Raw genomic sequence first — 19,062 nt, 5'->3', positions numbered from 1 at the left:
TAAGTAACGGATATTCAGATGTTTAAATCGAAATTTGCGGCCCTTTATGCCTCCGCAACGCTCGCTCTTGTGGCCCCTCAGGGCGCCTATGCGTTTTCTGACCTGATCGCATTTAGCGGCGCGCTTTCTGATACAGGCAACTACTCTGCGGAAGCAGGGGACCGTCCGGCACCGTTCTATGAAAACCGCACCGCAAACGGTCCTGTCGCCGTAGAAGAACTGGCCAGATGGCTGGGTCTCGAGGCCAAGGCGTCGATGCATTTGGTTGGCAAGCAGGAAGGCACAAACTTTGCAGTAGCAGATGCGCTGGCAGGTGGTAACGGAGCCCACGATCTGCCCGCCGAAGTCGATGCCTATCTTGCGACGAATGACGGCAAAGCGGATCCCGATGCGCTGTTCTTCATGTTTATCGGCGGCAACGATGTGATCTTGGCCTGCGGAACCATGGATGATGCTCAATCGCATCAGATCCTGGTAGACGCGGTTGCCGGAATTGAAACCCAGATCAAGCGACTGGTCGATGCGGGCGCGAAAACAATTTTTGCACCGGACTTCATCGACGTTGGTCTTGCGCCTGCTTTGACAGCCTATGGCCCGGAAGCAGCTGCCCGTGCCACCGCTCTGTCACAGGAATACAACCGCCTGTTCAACGCGATGCTGGATGACATCGACGATGGTTCGTTCGAACTGGTGCGCTGGAGCTTTGACAACTTTGTCAACAACCTGATGGAAAACGGAAAAGATTTCGGGTTCGAGAACTCTGACACGCCGTGCCTTGAGGCGGGCGAGGACTGCGACATGAACTCTTATGTGTTCCTGACAAAAGAGTATCCGACTGCGCGTGTTCATAAAATGCTTGGTTCGGCAATGGCGCTTGCCATTCTGAACCGCGAATAGGGTCCGGGTTGATGAGTAAAAGAGTTTTCTGGACTCTGGCAGCGCTGGGTTTCAGCGCTGCTTCACCGGCTGCTGCCGAAGGCGGGTTGTACACGTCTGTTCATCTCGGCTTTAGTCACCTTGGCAACCAGACCATCGACAGCGTTGATACCGGCTTTGGTCCCCAACCGGGTGGGTACATCGACTCCGATAATGGCATCGGTTTTGGCGGAGCCATTGGTTGGGAGTGGGACAACGGGTTTCGGACAGAGATCGAGGTCAGCCAACGCCGGAACGAGTTCACTCAGGCCACTGCGGGCGCCCTGACAGATGCCACAACCACCGGTGATGGGATCAATACCTCGGTATTCGTCAACGTCTACTATGATCTGCCAAAGTCTCGTAACTGCGGAGAATGTCGTCTGACACCGTATATCGGCGCGGGCATCGGGCGGACCTGGTCCCGTTGGGACGATGTGCTGTCTTTTAACGACGTAGAAAGCGTTGGGCATGACTCCAAGGATAGCGCCACGTCGGCGCAGGTCATGCTTGGGGTTTCTTATGACCTGCCGCAGGTCGAAGGCCTCTCTTTGACTGCAGAACTGCGATACACCAAAATGCTCGATGACCTCCGTTACGATGGTGCAGTGCTACAGTCTCGGTTTGGATCCTTCCCGATCAACACCAACGTTACCAGCAGCGACCGGACGGATATCCAGTTTGGTTTGCGGTACAGCTTCTGATCGCTGCGACATTTGAGCTGAACATATTGGAGTGGTCCTATGCATATTTCTGAACTTGAGCCCGCGCGCGGGGAGCTGGAAGCCGTAACTGCCAAAGTCCGTCGGCTGGTCGCCGCTAATGCGGGTCACATGACATATCATGGGACGAATACCTATGTTGTTGAAACGGGGTCCGGGCTGGCTCTTATTGATCCTGGCCCGGACCTTCCAGACCATACCAACCGTCTGATCGACCTTTGCGGAGGCGACCTTCGGTATATTTTTCTGACACATGCACATGCGGATCACTGTGGAGCGGTTGATGGTGTGCGTCGCGCGACCGGCGCCAAACTGGTGGCAGCAGAGAATTCCGCATATGACGCCGGGCCGGTCGACGTCCGGCTGGGTGACGGTGAAAGCCTTGACGGGATTGTGGCGATCGAAACTCCTGGCCACACGCAGGATCATCTGTGTTTTCAGTTTGAGCGAGTCATTTTTACAGGCGACCACGTGATGGGCTGGGCGACAACTGCTGTGCTGGCCCCCGAGGGGGATGTCAGCGCCTATCTCGGCAGCTTGCGCAAACTGGGCGATTTTCGCGCGCGTCACTATCTGCCCGCGCATGGCCCCAAGGTTGCCAATACGCGGCGCTATCTGACCTATCTTATTGAAAAAGCGGAAGAGAAAGAGCGCCTTCTTGTCTCCAATCTGGCGGCATCACCTGGACGTGTCGATCAGATCATCGGGGCTATCTATGGGGATCTAAGCCAAGAGATGGGCCGCGTCGCCCATCGCACAATCGAGGCGCTTCTGATCCGTCTGGAACGGACCGGCAAAGTGATCTGCGAAGATGAAACCTGGAGGATATTGCAATGAACCCTGTGTTTAAACGGCTGGCGGGCGCGGCCTTGTTTCTGGGCCTATCCTGCGGTCTTGTGCAGGCAAAAGACCTGCTGGACGCTGCTGTACTTGAAAAGCGGATGCAGAGCTTTCTGACTCAGGAGGTTCAGGCCGGACGTGTCTTGGGTGGTGTTGCTCTGGTGCTCCAGGACGGAGAGCCGGTCCTCCTTCAAAGCACGGGCACGATTGACGTGGCGGGCGCATATGACATGGACGCAAAGACACTGTTTCGGATCGCGTCGATGACCAAGCCGATTGTCAGCGCCGCCGTCTTGCAGGCCGTCGAGGCCGGACGCATCGGGCTTGATGATCCGATTGCAGAGTATCTTCCGGAACTGGCGGACTTAAAAGTGATGTCGGCGGACGGTTCGCTTGTCGATCCGCTGCGCGCACCCACGGTTTACGACCTTCTCAGACATACGGCAGGCTTCACCTACAGTTTTGCAGGAGCGGCTGCGGATGAAATTCGCACCGCCTATCGCACAGCTGATATCGAACAATCCCGCACGAACATGTCGTCAGAGGACATGTTGCAGAGCCTGTCAGGTATCCCGCTGGCCTTTCAACCAGGTACGCAATTTGAATATAGCGTGGGGGTGGACCTGCTGGGGTTCATTCTCGAACGCACCTACGGTCAAAGCCTTGATGTTGTGCTGAAAAGTCAAATCTTTGACCCTCTGGGCATGACGGACACAATGTTCCAGGTTCCCTCAGAGCGTGCACATCTTATTGCCGAAGCTCCTGTTTCAGATCCGATGAAAGCCTTTACCGAAAGCTGGATGCGCGTGGCGGCCGAACGTGATGGCGCATACCTCAGTGGCGGCGGCGGCCTTGTGTCCACGGCCGAAGATTTTGCTCGGTTTGCACAGATGCTTCTCGACGACGGGCAATTTGGCGATGTTCAGATCCTTTCACCTGCAAGTGTCCGTTTGATGCGGTCAAACCATATCAAGGGCCTGAAAGGCGGGCCGGATCCATTTACCGGGCCCGGTTACGGATTTGGGCTTGGGCTTGCCATGCGGCTGGAGCAGGGCGGCGCATATGTAGCCGGTGCCAAGGGAGACGCAAACTGGTCCGGGCTGAATGGCACAACCTTCACAATCGATCCCGAGAACGATCTGGTTGCCGTCTTCATGGCCGCCGCCCCGTTTCAGCGGAACCATTTGCGGTTCTCTTTCCGCAATGTCGTCTACGGCGCACTGCGCTCTCAACAACTGCCCAAATACTGAGGTCGATCATGTCATTCTCAGTTTATACTGCATTGAAGAACGCCGCCGAGAGTCACCCCAAAGGCAAGGCCGTTACATATGTCGATCCCGATATTCTGGATCTGGACGACGTTGACCCGGACCATATCAGTTATCAGAAACTGATTGCGGATGTGACAGCGCTCGCAAACGGGTTTCGCGTGCTGGCCGATAAGGACCGACCGGTTGTATCGCTTATGTTGCCCTCGACCATTCCGGCGGTGACCGCATTAATGGCTGCGCAATGCGCAGGTATTGCGCATCCCGTGAATTTTTTCCTAAGCACGGCCGAGATTGCCGCCAGCCTTCGGGAGGTTGGCACGGATATCTTGGTTACAATCGGAACCCATCGTAACCTTCCGCTGTGGGACAAGGCGCAGGCTCTAAAAGACCAGGTGCCTGAATTGAAAGCGGTGATTGTCATTGACCGCGCCAAGGTCGCGCCTGGATATCTCTCGATGCGCGAGGTTATTGCAGATCACGCCGGGCCGGAACTGATCGGCCCGCAACCGAGCTCTTCGACAATTGCCGCTTATTACAACACCGCCGGCACAACTGGAAAGTCAAAGGTGGTGCAGCTCACCCATGCGAACCTTCTTGCTGCGGCGGGTGCCCTGGCAGAGGCGTGGGCCTTTGATCACAGCACACGTATTGTAAATGCCTTGCCGTTTTTTCATGTCGCCGGTGCAAACCTGTTGGGCCTAGGTCCGCTGATGGCTGGCGCTGAAATTCTGTTGCTGTCCGAAACCGGGCTGCGTAATCCTGCGATCCTGGCTCAACATTGGGACATCGTCGACAGGTTTGAGCCGACCATAATCGGTGGTATCCCAAGTTCGCTTACAAGTCTGCTGGAGGTGCCGGTGAACGGCGCCGATCTGTCCAGTGTGCGCTTTTGTGCAACTGGCGGTGCACCTTTGCCTGCCGCTGTTGCCGAAACCTTTGAGGCCCGGTTTGGCCTGCCCATTCATGCGATCTACGGCATGACTGAAACTGCGGGACTGATCGCAACACGTCCCTGTGGCGCTGAGAAAGACTACACCCGGGTTGGACAGCCAAGCACGGATACGCATGTGGAGATTCGTGCGTTCAAATGCGGAGAGGTGGGCGCAACACTGCCACGCCAAGAGCAAACGGACGGCGTGATCGTGGTAAAAGGACCGCAGGTTTTTGCCGGGTACCTTCAGGCAGAGCAAACCGCTGCAACAATGACAGACGACGGCTTTCTGATCACTGGTGACATCGGGAATATGGATGCGGATGGTCGCGTTATTGTGTCCGGGCGCAGCAAGGATGTGATCATCCGGTCAGGGCATAATATAGACCCTGGCGACATCGAACGCTGTGCCACTTCATGTGACGGTGTTGCGGCCGCCGTGTCCGTTGCCATGCCGGATTTCGTATCCGGCGATGTGCCAGCTCTCTTTGTGACAGCTAAAAACGGTCACACTCTGACGCCCGAGGTGCTCAGTGCGCATTTGCGCTCCAATCTGGCCGAACCCCATGCACTTCCGGCCCATTTTGAGATCGTGGATGCACTTCCCGTCACAGCTGTTGGAAAGGTCTCCAGGTTGGAATTACGCCGACAGGCGGCCGAGATTGCGTTGAATGCTGAAACCGGGGCTCCTGAACCGCTCAGACTGATCGACGTTGTCATTTGTGACAGCGGAACGCTCAAGGCTTTTGTTCCGTCTGAGTTGGGCACAGAGGATCCGGACCTGATCGCCAGGGCAAACGCAGTTATCGCGCGTTTCGGTCTGGGATAACGCTACGTTACCCGCAAACTCAGCGATGCAATTCGCGTAGTTTTTTTACACTTGATGCTTAGTAATGCTATGCATAGTTACGCAAAGTATACCCATATGAGGTTTGAAATGAAGAAATATCTGTCTGCCGCGATTGCCTCAGTTGCAGTCCTCGCCGCAACTCCGGTGATCTCAGGGGGCGCGCGCCCTGTTCCGGTTCGCGGCGAAATCGCATCCGTGTCTCCGAAGGTCATTGAAATTACAGGAAGAAACAACGAGACCCAGACTGTCTTCCTGTCTGACAATTTTGAAATTGTTGGAGTCGAAGCGCGCAGTCTGGAAGATATCAAAGTCGGTGACTTTGTTTCTTCCACCGCAGTTCCCGACGACCACGGCGGTTTTATGGCGCTTCAGATTTCGATCCTTCCTGCGGCTTTGGCTGGGGCAAACGAAGGGCAACACCCTTGGGATGCTGCGCCAGACAGCGTTATGACCAATGCGGCGATCTCCGGCGTTGCTAAGGCGGGAGATGCGGAAAACACGCTGGTGCTCAGCTATGACGATGGCAAAGAGTTTGAGATCTCGGTCTCTGAAGAAACGCCTATCGTCAGCTTCGTTCCCGGTGACGCAGAGCTCCTGAAACTCGGCTCCGAGGTGTTTATCATTGCAATCGACAAGGAGGCCAAATTGGTCTCCAACCGCGTCATTGTTGAGACCAACGGGGTTAAACCTCCGATGTAACTCGAAGCGGAGTGTGGGGTTTTCTAACCCCGCACTCCTGATGTTTTGGGCGTCGACTTCACAGGAAACGGACTATGAGTTTTGAAATTCTCCTGGCACTTGCTGCAGGTGTTCTAACCATCGCAGCACCGTGTATTTTGCCCGTCTTGCCTATTCTTCTTGGGGCGACACTGAAGCATCAGTCACGCATCAGGCCATTGTTGATCGTTGCAGGCTTTATTGTCGTTTTTTGCGGGACGACGCTTTTGTTCAGCGTATTTACCCGTCTGTTTGGGGTGTCTCATGACAGTTTGCGCACAATTGCCGTTGTTTTGATTGCGATCTTTGGCGTGTCGATGATTTGGCCCTCGCTGCTTGCGCGTCCAATGGAGAGACTAAATCAACTGATTCCAACAGCCCATATCGGCACCGGGGACGGGCATCTGAGCGCGTTCTTGTTGGGCGGTACACTGGGCTTGGTCTGGGCCCCCTGTGCAGGTCCCGTATTGGCGTCCATCCTTGTTCTGGTTGCCACAAGTCCTGATCTGGCGCACTCGGGCTTGTTGTTGCTTGCCTATTCAATCGGGGCAGGTCTTCCGATGCTCGGGATTGCTTATGGCGGCCAATACGCCGCGCAGAAAGTACGCGCTTTTTCAAAGCACAGCAGGCAGTTGCAGCTTGGCACTGGCGTTTGTGTCGTGTTGATGGCGGTTGCTATCTACTTGGAATACGATGTGCTGCTGATCTCAAAACTGTCATTTTTATACCCCGACGGCCGTCTTGGCCTCTGAACCGAAGGGACAGCTCATGTTTCGCAATTTGAACCGCCGTAACTTCCTGAAAACAGCGGCGGCCGGCGTCGCAACACAGTTTGCCACGCCGGTTTCTGCAGGCGTTGGTGATCCGGCCCCTGAATTTGTTGATCTGGAGAACTGGCTGAACAGCGATACGCTGACACTCTCGGCTCTGCGGGGAAAAGTGGTGCTTGTGGATTTCTGGACGTTTGGTTGTTCAAACTGCATCAGCACCTTGCCCCATCTCAAGTCATGGCATGCTGAATTCTCCTCCGATGACTTTGCACTGGTGGGGGTCCACACCCCGGAATACGCCTATGAGCGTGAGCTCGAGGGTTTGAAGGACGCGCTGGCCCGGTATGAAATCACCTATCCTGTGGCTCAGGATAACCGCTACAAGACGTGGTTGGCTTATGAGGTGCGGTACTGGCCGACGTCGGTGCTTATCAATCGGGAGGGCAATGTGCTTTCCTACCACGAGGGCAGCTCGGGCTTGGATGACTTCAAAGAAAAAATTCGCGCAGCCATAGAGGCGTGATCAGCCAAAGAGGTCGGGGGAGGGCGCAACCCGACCTATTTTCGATCTGTACGTTTCGTTTTGTAGGCTAATTGCCAGCCCGGGTGAGGCGCCACACGCGCGCCTCTCTCCCTCCTTGCGCACATGTTTGGTCGAAGGAGGGGAGAGACCAAATGCGCTGCGTTCAATCAATATACAGTGTGCCCGGATCCGTGCGGCTTAGCGCATGACAAAGGGATCCGGGATCGGGTCGTCACTGGTACGCAGCCAGACTGATTTTACCTTCGTGTAATCCAACGCCGCTTGCAGACCACCTTCGCGCCCGTGACCGGACAGGCCATGACCGCCAAAGGGGGCAATGGGGCTTACGGCGCGGTAGGTATTCACCCATACGATCCCCGCCCGGATTGCCCTGATCATACGGTGGGCGCGGGTCAGGTTCTGGGTGAACAGGCCTGACGCGAGACCAAATGCAGTATCATTTGCAATCGCGATGGCCTCTTCTTCTGTCTCAAAGCTGACAACTGACAAGACAGGGCCAAAAAATTCATGGATCAAGCTGTCCGCATTGCGTGCGCCCGAACAATCCAAAATGGTTGGCGGAAAATAATACCCTGGTCGGTCCAGCGCCTGACCGCCTGTAATCAACGTGGCACCTTGTCCGACAGACCGGGCGATCAAGTCGAGCGCGACGTCACGTTGGCGCGCGGTGCACAAGGGGCCGACTTCGGTTGCCATATCATTTGGTGCACCGATAGTAATGGCCTCTGCCTTTTCCTTGAGACGTTTCAGAAAGGCGTCCTTGATCGATGCCTGCACCACCAAACGGGATCCGGACACGCAGCTTTGCCCAGTGGCAGCAAAGATCCCAGAAATCTGCGCGTTGACGGCGCTTTCGATATCCGCGTCTTCAAAGACGATGAAAGGGGACTTGCCGCCGAGCTCCAGTGAGGTCGAGGCGAGATTTTCCGCCGAATTCCGTACGATATGGCGCGCGGTATCCGGTCCGCCGGTAAAGGCCACATGTGCGACTTTGGGGTGGCTGGTCAAAGCAGCCCCTGCCGCAGGGCCGCCTGTAACCACATTCAACACGCCCTTTGGAAAGCCCGCTTGATCAAAGATCCGTGCAAATTCCAGCATAGGCGCAGGGCCTTCTTCGGATGCCTTCAGCACCACTGTACAGCCCGCCGCCAAGGCCGGTCCGATTTTCACGGCTGAAAGAAACAGCTGTGAGTTCCAGGGAACAATTGCGGCGACCACTCCAACAGGTTCACGACGCAGCCACACGTCCATATCCGGTTTATCGACGGGCAGGTGTGCGCCTTCGATCTTATCCGCCAACCCGGCATAGTAGCGGTAGTAATCAGCGACATAGGCAATCTGGGCAGAAGTCTCGCGGATAATCTTTCCGGTATCGCGCGTTTCAAGCTCAGCAAGACGCGGCGCGTTTTCAGCGATGAGATCTGCCAGACGATACAGAAGTTTACCGCGCGCGGTTGCCGTCAAACTGGCCCACTCCGGTGAGAAAAAGGCACGATCAGCGGCCTCAACAGCAAGATTGACACCCACTTCACCCGCCTCGGGCATTTTGGCCCAGACCGTTCCCGTGGCGGGATCAAGGCTGTCAAATTGCGCAACTCCGTTTGAGAAGTCACCGTCAATATACTGTTGAAACTGCTGCATTTTTGATCGTCTCCTTACTGAAACGCGGGCATGACGTCTTTGATGAAACGTTCCAGCGACGCTTTCTTGCGCTCAAAGCTCATGGAACTGTCAATCCAGAAGGAATATTCATCATACCCCAACGCCTCGGACTTGCGGATCCGGTCGATGACAGTGTCCGCGGTGCCAATCACCAGAGCCTGCTCCATGCTCTCAGGCGTATAGAACGGGTGGTTTGCAATGTCTTCGTCGCTTAGGGGCGCGATCAGACCTTGGGTGATTTCGCGTTCGTTTTTGAACCATGCACCAAAGTAGTTGAAGAAACGGTTCAGCTCAACCGCAGCCAGTTTTGCATCTGCGGCGTCTTCTGCAACATAGGTGTGGCGCAGCAACATGATCTTGGGGCGTGGAATGTCGGGGAACTTGTTGCAGGCGTCGTTGAATTTGCCCATCAAACTCTCGACTTCGTCATCACCGCTCCACAATGGTGTCACTTGGACGTTGCAGCCGTTTTGAACGGCGAACTCATGGCTATTGGGATCACGTGCGGCCACCCAGATCGGCGGGCCGTCTTGTTGGACCGGCTGGGGAGAGGACGTGGTTTTCGGAAACTGATGGAATTCCCCTTCATGGGCATAATCCCCTTTCCACAGTTTCTTTACTGCGGGTACCAGCTCTCGCATGCGCTGACCGGCTTCCCAGGCATCCATGCCCGGCATCAGCCGCTCGTATTCAAAGCTGTAAGCCCCGCGCGCGATACCCAGATCCAAGCGACCTTCGGTGATAATGTCGGTCATGGCCGCTTCGCCTGCAAGGCGGATCGGATGCCAGAAGGGGGCAATCACAGTGCCGGTGCCAAGGCGCACATTTTTGGTCTGTCGCGCCAGATCCACAAGGTTCAGGAACGGGTTCGGCGCGATGGTGAAATTCATCCCATGGTGTTCACCCGTCCAAACTGCGTGCATCCCACCATCATCAGCGATTTTGCACAGTTGGACAAATTCATCATAAAGCTGTTTTTGATCCTGGTCCGGGTCAATGCGCTCCATATGCGCGAAGAGAGAAAATTTCATGTTACACGCTCCCATGTGCGACTGATTTGACTTCGCCGCTTTTTTCGTTGCCGTAATACACACCCAAATGACCCAGCTGGCTTTCGCGCGCAAAGCGCTCCAGCATGGTGCACATCGCCGGATCCGCGATGTCCGCAAATGTGCTGTCGCTGAGCTCGGTAAACATGCCTTTTGTCGGCGTGCCACCCGCAGCCTTGCAAAGGAAGGAAATATGCTGGTGTTTGCGGGCGTCGTCCTCAAAGACTGAGTAGATAAACCCAGGCTCCGCATCGATGCCAACGTCTGTGATCAACTGCTTCAGCGCATATGTGGCGCCTTTGGAGACATCTTCGCTGACCGGCAGGGTCAGCTGCCCCTGCTCATTGCCAAGCAACAGGACTTTGCCGTCTCGCTCAATCAAGGCTGACACAACAAGATCTGTACGTTCGCTTAGGGTTTTTGCTTCGGCGGCAGGAGAGACATAGGCTCCACGTGCGTAGCCCAATCCCGGCTGTATTGTGTTTTCAAAGGCTTTGACCTCGCCAATCAGGATCAGATGGTCCCCGGCCTCCACTGTTTTGTGCATAGAACAATCAAACCAGGCGGATACCCCCTCCAGTATCGGTGAGCCATTCGGACCGTTCTGCCAGTCTACAGTCGCAAAGCGGTCTTCTGTCGGGCGGGCAAAGGTGTTGGAGACTTCGATCTGATCTTCGGACAGAACGTTGATCCCGAATTTTGAAGCCTTGGCAAAGCTGTCGTAATTGCTGGATGTATTGGCCAGACAGACCAGAACCAATGGCGGATCAAGAGAGACCGACGCAAAGGAATTGGCGGTGAAACCCAGTGGCTTGCCCGCGTCGTTATAGGCCGTGACAACGGTGACGCCAGTCATGAAGCTGCCGAATGCGTTGCGAAGAGCCCGTAGGTCGCTCAGCATAGTGGGGTCAAATTGACTCATGCGACGTTCCTCTCCTGAAGTGGGGTTTGCAGCCAGTCCTCCAGCGCGGCATTGACGGTTTCCGGCGCCGTAAGATTGACCATATGGCGATGGTTTTTGACAACAACGGCACGTCCAAACGGGGCGGCCTCTGCCATGACATGTGACATAGCGGGTGTTGAGTTCAGATCTCCGTCGCCTGTCAACGCCAACAGCGGGCACGGGATCTTTTTGAACCCTTCGGCATAGGTGGCGTCCCCATGGGCAAAGGCAGAGTATGCAGTGGCGTAGCCATCAATACGCACCTCGGACAGCCATTTGGACACCTGCGCACGTGCCGCCTGTTCCTGCTCACTATCGGCAAACCAGCGTTTCAGAGGGGTCTCCAAATCGAACACGCCCGTAAAAATCTGCTGCGCGCGGTCTTTGACGGCTGCACTGGCTTCTGGGTCCCGACAAAAGACCCCATTCAACAGGGCCACGCGGTCTAATCGCTGCGGATGGCTCACGGCAAAGCCACCAGCGATCAGAGCGCCCATGGAGTGACCGGCCAGGTTCACATGATCCAGTTTCAGGGCATCCAACACGGCCAGCAACCAGTCCACAAAAACGCTGAGCGATGAGCCCTCAGGAATACAGTCGCTTTGTCCGTGCCCTGGCATATCCAGCGCAATAACGTGATGTCTGCGCCCAAGCGCGTCCAGCTGAGGTTGCCAGGCCGCCGATTGCATGCCTACACCGTGGATCAACACCAGCGGAGAAGATGTGCCCGCATGAGGCAGCCCGACCTCGCGGTATGCAACCTTTCCAAAGGGATCAGACAGCGGCAGGATTGTCGACGTCATGGCCCAGTTCCTTCAGGTCTTGATAGCGATCACCGATACGGTGGTGTGGACGGCCGCCAATAGATGCGCCCAATGCAATCACGATTTCATCCGGGCCCGGTGCATCCGCGACCTGCAACTGAATGGTCAGGTAATGGCTGCGGCGTCCGCCGTCGTTCTTGTCCATAAGCGGAATCTGCAACGAGGCATTTGCTGGCCCACGGGTGTTTGTGAAGGCAAGATAGGACTTTGCTCCCACCGCCTCGCGATAGAAATTCCCAAAGCGAAGGGTATGGATCAGCGCCGAACCATGTTCGACCTCACCATTCACCCCGACAATTGCCCCTTTGCCGTAGCCTTCCACTTTGTCTCCGCCGCCAGCCGCTTCGAGGATCATATCCGTCAGCAACTGGCCCAGGCCTGGCGCGCAATCATGGATGGCAGGCTTCAGGTCGTCGACAAATCCCATGCCAGCCCACGGGTTTTTGATCACAGCCAGGGCCGCAATCATTTTCAATGGCGTCTCGGCGACCTTCCCGCCCTCAATCAATGTGTTCTCTACGTGAAGAAGAGTTTTGCGGATTTCTGCGGGCATCAGGGCTCTCCTGTGTGATTCTTTGATCGTACGATGGTATACCATAATACGAACTGTCAATCATATCTTGATCAGATAGGGGAACACTGCTAGCGATCTGGATATGAACACGACACCAATGGCAAAAATTGAGCACCAGCCCACAACGCTCAGGGACGTGGTGCAGGAACGCCTTCGCATGGCGATCATCGAAGGTCTGTTTCAGCCGGGGCAACGCCTGGTGGAGCGGCCCCTGTGCGAACAACTCGGCGTCAGCCGAACGGTTATTCGCGAAACAATGCGGTATCTGGAAGCGGAAGGTCTGGTTGAGATCCTGCCGGGACATGGGCCAATCGTGGCCAAAATCAGTCAGGAAGACGCGCGCCAGATTTTCGACATCCGCAGGAAGCTGGAGACCTCTGCGGCGGAAACCTGTGCCCGCAGGATCACCCCAGAGGTCGCGCAGGCTCTGCACCTTGCACTGGAACGTTTGAAGGATGGCGGCAGCGCCAAAGAGGCGGGCGATCTGTTTCGGGCCACTGCGGATTTTTACGCCGCGATTTTTGAAGGGGCAGGGCACTATATCGCATGGGAGATTGTTCAGCGTTTGAATGGCAGGATCAGCCGATTGCGCATGATGACTCTGTCCACGCAAGAGCGTAAGCGCCCGGGTATTGAGCATATGGAACGCATCTGCGCAGCCATTGTGTCAGGAGATGCGGATGCGGCGCGCCATGCGGTGGACGAACATCTTGAAGACACAGCTGCCATTGCAGACAAACTTCTGGCCGAGGCGAAGGAAGACAGCAATGACTGAGCAACCCAAAGCCTATTGGATCGCCAATGTTACGGTTACGGATCCGGATGCCTACGCAGGGTATCAGCAAATCGCACCCGAAGCCTTTGCAAAGTTTGGCGCACGCTTTCTTGCACGCGGGACTGCAGAAACACTGGAAGGCACCAACTGGCAGCGACGCGTTGTTATTGAGTTTGACAATATGGAGATGGCACGTGCCTGCTATAATTCGCCGGAATACCAGGCCGCTCGCGCCAGACGCAACAACGCCTGTTCCGCCGATATCGCCTTGATCGAAGCTTTGACGTAACCCCAAACGAACTGGATTGAACATGGATGATTTGTTTGAAACCGGCCTCGCACAGCGCAAAGCCACCCTTGGCGCAGAATATGTCGAAAACAATCTGGCGGCCGCTGATGAGTTCACACGGCCGTTTCAGGAGGCGATGACGGCCTGGTGTTGGGGATTTGGCTGGGGCGACGAGGCCATCGACGCCAAGACCCGGTCCCTGATGAACCTCAGCATGATAGGCGCTCTGGGCAAGATGCACGAATGGGAACTTCATTTGAACGGCGCTATCAACAACGGCGTGACCAAAGACGAAATTCGGGCTGCGATCCATGTCATCGCGATTTATTGCGGCGTCCCCCAGGGGGTCGAGTGCTTTAGAATTGCGAAACGTGTCTTGGATGAGCGTGGACTGGCCTAAAAGGAGAATTGGCCTGAGAAGGAGGCTCAGGATACCTGTGCGGCCCCCGTGTTGTTGCCATCAGACAGGTTGCCGCCGGGCTATGACACGGCGAGAGATGAGGCGTTCCGGAAGCGTGCAGCATCCGTGCACCTCAGAAGCCGGACCAAAGCCGAGCCCAGTTTGCGACGGGCACCTGTCCACACAAGTCAACACCCAAGTGTCCCTCAATTGTAGAGTTCTTGCACTTTGGAGACGATGATCTCGCTCTCGACGCTGCACGCGGCCACAAGCTGGGTCATCTGGCTTCTGATGGGGGTATCTTCTTTTGCAAACAGCCCCCAGTCATAACCGATTTCAACGGAGAGCGGACGGATAGAGACGCCTTCAACGGGCACGCCCATCGCTGTCACCGGATCACACAGGGCGATGCCCAACCCGGCGCGGGCTGTCATCGCGGCGCTCAGGGAGGAGTTTGTTGCGATTTCACTGACCGGCTTAATGGCTTCTTTCTCGAAGGCTTTGTCGATCTCGCTGCGGATCTGGTAACCATCACAGATCGTTGCCAGTCGCTCCGTGGCAAAGGCCGAAAGGGGCACGGGGTCCTTGGTATCGTATTTACTGCCTGCTTTCACGATGGCAACCACTCGGGATTCAAATCGTGCCAGGCATTTGAGCTGAGCAACCTCTTTTGAATATGCGGAAAACCCCAGATCAGCGGTCCCGTGGCGCAGCGAAAGCATGACACGTTCGGATGTTGTTGTTTCAACATGCACAAAATCAGGCAGAACATTTTCAACCCGGGCCAGAACGGGGCCCAATAACCCTGCGGACATGGTGGGAGTCGCAACGATATCTATGGCGGGCAACTTTTCATCCCGGATCGCGTGAGCCCGTTCAGTGAGTTGCGCCAGATTTGCCATAACGCGTTGAGATTCCTCAAAGAATTTAAGCCCCTTTTCAGAGGGCGCAATCTTGGGGCCATTACGTTCAAACAGGGCAAAACCGACCCGTTCTTCCAGGTCGCGGATCATGCGTGTGATGGCAGGTTGCCCAACGGACATTTTTTGGGCAGCTGCGGTCATCGACCCGTACCGAACGACCGCTGCAAAGGCCTCCATCGAGCGAATATCAGGACGCTCACTATTCATTGTTGACATACTATTGTTTCCATTATTACCATTTGGAATTGTTGGCGGCCCAATATGCTCTGAGAGAATAGCATGGCGACCGCCGATTGGTAGATGTTCAGAGCAAAGAAATTCTCCCCTAATTTCCTTGCGCAACACGAGCGCTACTTAATTGCTGAAACATACCCCAAAGCACGTCTGGTGGCTTACATGATGAACCAAAATATGACGTCCATTGACTCACAGGGCTTGGCCAATCTTGAAAGACGGGTCCGGGATGATCTGGCACTTCTCTGTTATCCCGGCAAAGACTGGGTGCCCAATCAGGACAATGTGACGGATGTTGTGATCATTGGCGGCGGAATGTGCGGGATGGTTGCCTGGTTGGGGCTGACCACAGGCGGCGTCGGAAATATCCGCGTCTTCGACAAGGCCGACGAAGGGTTTGAGGGACCGTGGCTTGACTATGCGCGTATGGAGACGCTGCGCTCTCCCAAAGTGCTGACAGGGCCAGCATACGGCCATGGTGGCCTGACCTTTCAAGCGTGGTTTCGGTCCCAGTTTGGCGAAGAAACCTGGAATGAACTGGATAAAATCCCCCGCACCATGTGGGTGGACTATCTGCGCTGGTACCGCAAGGTTCTTGAAATTCCTGTTGAAAACAATGTTGTGGTTGAACGTGTCGAACCCGAAGGCGAAGTTCTGCGCTTGACCTTGTCTGGGGCCCAATCCGGGCAGGTGCTCACCCGAAAATTGGTCTTTGCAACCGGGCGCGATGGCACCGGTGGGCCCAATCTTCCCGACTTCATCAAAGGGCTGCCACGCGATCTTTGGGCGCATAGTGCCGATCAGATCGACTTTGGAAGGCTGAAGGAGAAACGTGTTGCGGTGATCGGCGTCGGCGCCTCAGCTGTCGACAATGCCGCCGAGGCATTGGAACATGGTGCAGCCGAAGTGCGTCACCTTATTCGCCGTAAAGAGATGCCAACCATCAACAAGATGATGGGCATCGGCAGTTTCGGGTTCACTGCAGGGTATGCCGCCTTGCCAGACGAATGGCGCTGGCGTTTCATGCAGTACAGTTTTGCAACCCAGACCCCGTCACCGCGGGGATCGACGTTGCGGGTCAGCCGACATCCGAACGCCTATTTCCACTTTGGCAAGGCAACCACCCGTGTTGAAGCTCTGGAGCAGGGCGCACGTCTCCATTTTGCGGATGGTACCGCCTATGATGCGGACTTTGTGATCCTTGGCACGGGGTTTGTTATCGACCCTCTGGCGCGCACTGAATTTGGCGAAACCGCATCGGAAATCCAATTATGGCAGGACGTCTATACCCCGCCGAAGGAGGAGCAAAACGCCGATCTGGGCCGGTTCCCCTATCTTAATCCTGATTTCAGTTTCCGCGAGAAGACCCCGGGGAACGCGCCCTGGCTACGAAATGTCTACTGCTTCAATTATGGATCTTCCGCAAGCATGGGCAAAGTCAGCGGCGATATCCCGGGTATCAGCGAAGGTGCGGCATGGCTCGCGAGGTCTGTTGCGGCATCCCTTTATTGCGAAGACGTCGAACAGCATTGGCAGGGCATGCAGGATTACGACACGCCGGAACTTCTTGGAGATGAATGGGACGCAACCGAACTAGAGGCTGCGGCATTGGAAAAAGAGGATTTGACTGAATGAACCTGTCAGAAATGACCCTTCTGAAAACGGCTGGCATTGCTGAAGGAACCGCTCTTGCATCGGTTGTTGCAACGCGTCGCAATATTGTCGAGATGACGCAAAAGGCCGAAGACGCTGTTCTGCGCCCCAAGGATTTTGGCGCTTTCAGTCATCCGCTGCGGGCAGCTATTGCGGCTCGGGTGGCCCGCCGGGCGATGGATGAAGAACTCACGCAGTATTACATCAGTGACGCTGGTCCTTTTGCCAATTTGGCCGCACCTGATGAGACCGGCGCGGATCATGATCTCACAGCCGTTCTGTCGTTTGTGGACCGCGTGGCCGATCAGACACGTGATGTCTCGGCCGATGATATCTCAGCCTTGCAAGACCGGGGTGTTGCGGACGCCGATATCGTGCGCCTGTGCGAGCTTGTGGCCTTTCTCGCATACCAGTTGCGCGTGATTTCCGGCCTGCGCCTTATGAAAGGGGACAGCCAATGACACGGATTATTCATAAGTTCACCCGCAACGTGCCGGACTGGCAGCCACGTGTCGTGCCGGTACGGCTTGAAGAGGCCACGGCTGAACAGCTTGACGCCTTAAAGGTGACTCCCTCCAACACCAAAGTGTCCGACTATGTGCTGACATTGGCCCATGATGTCGAAAGCCTGGCAGTCAGGTCGCCACTGTTTAATGCGATCATGTACGATGCAGGCGGCATGTCACGGGCGGAACGTGAACTGGGTGCGCTGGCGGCCTCCATGGTGAACCGCTGCATTTACTGTGCGGCCGTCCACGCGGATCGCCATGCGAAACTGGCAAAAGATGTTGCCGTAACGGATGCGCTTTTTGCCAAGGGTGAACACGCTGATCTGTCGCCACGTGATCGCGCGATTTTTGACTTTGCCCGCAAATCCGCTGAGGCTCCACCCGCTGCCGGAGCGGAGGACATCGAGGCCCTAAGACAGCAGGGCATTGGAGAGGATGAAATTCTGGACCTGGTGCTGTCGTCAGCTTTGTTTGGATGGGCCAACCGTCTCATGCATGTTTTGGGTGATCCTGTTCGCCATACGGAGCCTGCATGAACACCAGCGCGCGCATAGGTATCGTCGGGGCCGGATCCATTGCCCTCGGGACAGCAGCCTTGCTGCATGAAAACCGGCATGAACCGATGCTCTGGTCCCCATCTGGAAACAGTACCAAAGTGTTCGCGGACCTTCCCTTGTGCGCGCGCGGCGTATTCGAGACAGAGTTTGCTCCAACCGTTGCGGGATCCGCCCAGGAGCTGGTGCAAGAGTGCGAGGCGCTGCTTCTGTGCCTGCCCGCAAATGGGCACAAGGCCGTTTTGGATGCGCTGGCTCCGCACATAAAAGAGGGGCAGCATGTTATCATCTCCTCTCATGCATCTTTTGGCGTCCTGTATCTGGCGCAGCAACTTGCGGCCCGGGGTGTCTCTGCTCCGATTACCGCTTGGGGAACTACCATTGTTTCCGGGCGGCGAACCGACAATACTGTACGGGTGAATACAGTGCGCAACCGTGTCGACATCTGCACGGTTCCCGAAGCGGACAGCGCGGCGGCGCTGGATCTGTGCCAGACACTGTTTGGCGACCGCTTTATGCCGCGCGACGGGGTGTTGGCCATTACGCTCTCCAACCTCAACCCGCAGAACCATCTGGGGATCGCCCTGTGCAACATTACCCGGATGGAGCGAGGAGAAGACTGGAGCCAGGGCCAGAATGTCACCCCAAAGGTCGGGCGCCTTATGGAGCAGCTCGATCAGGAACGGCTTGAAATCGCACGCGCATTAAAGCTGGATGTCAAAACGATCTTTGAGCATTTCCATCAGAGTTTTCATGTCCCGATCGGTCCGGTCAGCGATATGAACCAGGATATGCACAGACACGGCTATTCCGGATTGGGCCCCCATACCGCCGAAAGCCGTTATATAACCGAAGACACGCCTTATGGGCTGGTTGTGACCGCAACGCTCGGCCGACTGGTCGGAAAACCCGCGCTATTGCATGAAGCCGGGATCCAGATCTTCTCGGCCATGTACGGGCGTGACTTTGCGCAGGAAAATGATCTGCTGAACGCGCTTGAAATTGAGCGTTTCAGTTTGACGGACTTACAGCAAGCTGCCCGTACCGGCCTGCTGGAACATGCATCTGCAGGTGCCAATGACAATGAATGATACGGGAAAGACATAACCGACA

At 55.9% G+C, this 19,062-nt stretch carries 21 protein-coding genes; 15 read left to right on the top strand and 6 right to left on the bottom strand.

Annotation, left to right across the window (positions count from 1 at the left end; genetic code table 11):
- The first annotated feature begins 18 nt into the window (after positions 1–18).
- The 8 genes from ACXAEW_RS03125 (at position 19) to ACXAEW_RS03090 (ending at position 7,539) form a co-directional block, all read left to right on the top strand.
- Positions 19–897 carry an SGNH/GDSL hydrolase family protein gene (locus tag ACXAEW_RS03125; protein ID WP_474939928.1) on the top strand — a complete coding sequence of 293 codons (879 nt, stop codon included), beginning with the start codon at positions 19–21 and terminating at the stop codon, positions 895–897.
- Between the two features lie 11 nt (positions 898–908).
- Positions 909–1,619 (top strand): outer membrane protein, encoded by a 711-nt coding sequence (locus ACXAEW_RS03120; RefSeq protein ID WP_474939927.1) that lies wholly within the window; start codon positions 909–911, stop codon positions 1,617–1,619.
- A gap of 39 nt (positions 1,620–1,658) precedes the next feature.
- Positions 1,659–2,474, top strand: coding sequence for an MBL fold metallo-hydrolase (locus ACXAEW_RS03115; RefSeq protein WP_474939926.1), 816 nt, complete (start codon positions 1,659–1,661; stop codon positions 2,472–2,474).
- On the top strand, positions 2,471–3,727 hold the full coding sequence (locus tag ACXAEW_RS03110) for a serine hydrolase domain-containing protein (protein WP_474939924.1): 1,257 nt from the start codon (positions 2,471–2,473) through the stop codon (positions 3,725–3,727). The genes ACXAEW_RS03115 and ACXAEW_RS03110 overlap by 4 nt, the downstream gene beginning before the upstream one ends.
- A gap of 8 nt (positions 3,728–3,735) precedes the next feature.
- On the top strand, positions 3,736–5,508 hold the full coding sequence (locus ACXAEW_RS03105) for an AMP-binding protein (protein WP_474939923.1): 1,773 nt from the start codon (positions 3,736–3,738) through the stop codon (positions 5,506–5,508).
- A 108-nt stretch (positions 5,509–5,616) separates the two neighbouring features.
- Positions 5,617–6,228 (top strand): hypothetical protein, encoded by a 612-nt coding sequence (locus tag ACXAEW_RS03100; protein WP_474939922.1) that lies wholly within the window; start codon positions 5,617–5,619, stop codon positions 6,226–6,228.
- A 74-nt stretch (positions 6,229–6,302) separates the two neighbouring features.
- Positions 6,303–6,998: a cytochrome c biogenesis CcdA family protein gene (locus ACXAEW_RS03095; RefSeq protein WP_474939921.1), complete on the top strand. Its 696-nt coding sequence runs from the start codon at positions 6,303–6,305 to the stop codon at positions 6,996–6,998.
- A 16-nt stretch (positions 6,999–7,014) separates the two neighbouring features.
- Positions 7,015–7,539: a redoxin family protein gene (locus ACXAEW_RS03090; protein ID WP_474939920.1), complete on the top strand. Its 525-nt coding sequence runs from the start codon at positions 7,015–7,017 to the stop codon at positions 7,537–7,539.
- A 198-nt stretch (positions 7,540–7,737) separates the two neighbouring features.
- On the opposite strand, the gene ACXAEW_RS03085 is transcribed toward ACXAEW_RS03090, so the two are convergent.
- From ACXAEW_RS03085 to ACXAEW_RS03065, 5 genes are read right to left on the bottom strand one after another with little or no spacing between them, the layout of a single operon-like run.
- Positions 7,738–9,201, bottom strand: coding sequence for an aldehyde dehydrogenase (locus ACXAEW_RS03085; protein ID WP_474939919.1), 1,464 nt, complete (start codon positions 9,199–9,201; stop codon positions 7,738–7,740).
- Positions 9,202–9,215: 14 nt separating this feature from the next.
- Positions 9,216–10,253 (bottom strand): LLM class flavin-dependent oxidoreductase, encoded by a 1,038-nt coding sequence (locus tag ACXAEW_RS03080; RefSeq protein ID WP_474939918.1) that lies wholly within the window; start codon positions 10,251–10,253, stop codon positions 9,216–9,218.
- Position 10,254: 1 nt separating this feature from the next.
- Positions 10,255–11,193, bottom strand: coding sequence for a flavin reductase (locus ACXAEW_RS03075; RefSeq protein WP_474939917.1), 939 nt, complete (start codon positions 11,191–11,193; stop codon positions 10,255–10,257).
- Entirely contained in the window at positions 11,190–12,017 is an 828-nt protein-coding gene (locus ACXAEW_RS03070) for an alpha/beta fold hydrolase (protein WP_474939916.1), read from the bottom strand. The genes ACXAEW_RS03075 and ACXAEW_RS03070 overlap by 4 nt, the downstream gene beginning before the upstream one ends.
- Complete coding sequence (locus tag ACXAEW_RS03065) at positions 11,989–12,591, bottom strand: amino acid synthesis family protein (protein ID WP_474939915.1); 603 nt, start codon at positions 12,589–12,591, stop codon at positions 11,989–11,991. Before ACXAEW_RS03065 ends, ACXAEW_RS03070 begins: the two co-directional genes overlap by 29 nt.
- Positions 12,592–12,709: 118 nt before the next feature.
- Between ACXAEW_RS03065 and ACXAEW_RS03060 the strand changes: the two genes are divergently transcribed.
- Genes ACXAEW_RS03060 through ACXAEW_RS03050 form a run of 3 tightly spaced genes read left to right on the top strand, consistent with a single transcriptional unit; the run spans position 12,710 to position 14,076 of the window.
- On the top strand, positions 12,710–13,387 hold the full coding sequence (locus tag ACXAEW_RS03060; protein WP_474939914.1) for a GntR family transcriptional regulator: 678 nt from the start codon (positions 12,710–12,712) through the stop codon (positions 13,385–13,387).
- Positions 13,380–13,676 (top strand): DUF1330 domain-containing protein, encoded by a 297-nt coding sequence (locus ACXAEW_RS03055; RefSeq protein WP_474939913.1) that lies wholly within the window; start codon positions 13,380–13,382, stop codon positions 13,674–13,676. The genes ACXAEW_RS03060 and ACXAEW_RS03055 overlap by 8 nt, the downstream gene beginning before the upstream one ends.
- Positions 13,677–13,698: 22 nt before the next feature.
- Entirely contained in the window at positions 13,699–14,076 is a 378-nt protein-coding gene (locus ACXAEW_RS03050; RefSeq protein ID WP_474939912.1) for a carboxymuconolactone decarboxylase family protein, read from the top strand.
- Between the two features lie 206 nt (positions 14,077–14,282).
- Here the strand turns inward: ACXAEW_RS03050 and ACXAEW_RS03045 are convergent, their stop codons facing one another.
- Positions 14,283–15,215: a LysR family transcriptional regulator gene (locus ACXAEW_RS03045; protein WP_474939911.1), complete on the bottom strand. Its 933-nt coding sequence runs from the start codon at positions 15,213–15,215 to the stop codon at positions 14,283–14,285.
- 195 nt (positions 15,216–15,410) lie between these two features.
- On the opposite strand from ACXAEW_RS03045, the gene ACXAEW_RS03040 reads away from it, so the two are divergent.
- The 4 genes from ACXAEW_RS03040 to ACXAEW_RS03025 are packed head-to-tail and all read left to right on the top strand — an operon-like array spanning position 15,411 to position 19,040.
- The gene (locus ACXAEW_RS03040) at positions 15,411–16,868 is read left to right on the top strand and encodes an NAD(P)-binding domain-containing protein (protein ID WP_474939910.1); all 1,458 of its coding nucleotides are present in this window, start codon (positions 15,411–15,413) and stop codon (positions 16,866–16,868) included.
- Positions 16,865–17,347 (top strand): hypothetical protein, encoded by a 483-nt coding sequence (locus tag ACXAEW_RS03035; protein ID WP_474939909.1) that lies wholly within the window; start codon positions 16,865–16,867, stop codon positions 17,345–17,347. The genes ACXAEW_RS03040 and ACXAEW_RS03035 overlap by 4 nt, the downstream gene beginning before the upstream one ends.
- Positions 17,344–17,931: a peroxidase-related enzyme gene (locus ACXAEW_RS03030; RefSeq protein WP_474939908.1), complete on the top strand. Its 588-nt coding sequence runs from the start codon at positions 17,344–17,346 to the stop codon at positions 17,929–17,931. The genes ACXAEW_RS03035 and ACXAEW_RS03030 overlap by 4 nt, the downstream gene beginning before the upstream one ends.
- The gene (locus ACXAEW_RS03025; protein ID WP_474939907.1) at positions 17,928–19,040 is read left to right on the top strand and encodes an NAD/NADP octopine/nopaline dehydrogenase family protein; all 1,113 of its coding nucleotides are present in this window, start codon (positions 17,928–17,930) and stop codon (positions 19,038–19,040) included. Before ACXAEW_RS03030 ends, ACXAEW_RS03025 begins: the two co-directional genes overlap by 4 nt.
- Positions 19,041–19,062: the final 22 nt, after the last annotated feature.

This window comes from Epibacterium sp. ABZ3_068 (assembly GCF_056159265.1).
This window is presented reverse-complemented; position numbering and strand designations above follow the sequence as displayed.